General features: G+C 65.4%; 1 protein-coding gene. It reads right to left on the reverse strand.

Translation table 11 applies throughout. The features are described 5' to 3' along the window. Window positions 1–301: 301 nt before the first annotated feature. Window positions 302–633, reverse strand: a 332-nt coding sequence (locus AB1460_RS38125) for an integrase core domain-containing protein (RefSeq protein WP_368967472.1), incomplete at its 5' end; no start/stop codon positions are given.

The raw sequence follows: 633 nt of genomic DNA on the forward strand, positions 1-633 counted from the left end.
CGTTGCTAATGGGGTCGCACCGATCCTGACCTGATGGGGTGGGTGTCCGGGCCGCCGGTGGTCGAGCACTCGTTGTTGCCGGCCCGCACGTTCGAGGTCTAGGTGTAGAACGTGCCGCCACCGGCTACTGGGAGGGTGTCAACGACTGGTGGGACGGCGTGCCGAGACGAGCACTGATCCATTAGCGCGTGCGTGAACCTTCCCGAGGTCCGTGTCCTGTACCGGACGAGGAAGGAGAGCATGAGGTGCTGTTCGTCGGAGACGACTGGGCCGAGCGGAGCCTGTCAATCCCGGTGAGACATCAGGCTGCTTGGTTCGTGGGTAGCGCCTCCTCGGTCTCGATGATCGCTGGGGGCTGGTTGATCCACGCCCTGGTAGGCAGCGCGGGCGGGGCCGGTCGGCGGTGGAACCGCTCGGGGTGGGCCGCGTAGGCGGCGTCGAGGACCTGGGCGCGACGGGCCTGGATCTCGTGGGCGGTGCCGTCATGGACGCTGGCCGGGGTGTGCAGAGCGATACCCGAATGCCTGTGCTCGTTGTTGTAGTAGCGGAAGAAGACGTCGCAGAAAACGCGGGCGTCCTGGAGGGAACCGAAACGTCCCGGGAAAGCGGGACAGTACTTGAGTGTTTTGAAGT

It is taken from the genome of Parafrankia sp. FMc2, assembly GCF_041008525.1.
Lineage (GTDB): Bacteria > Actinomycetota > Actinomycetes > Frankiales > Frankiaceae > Parafrankia.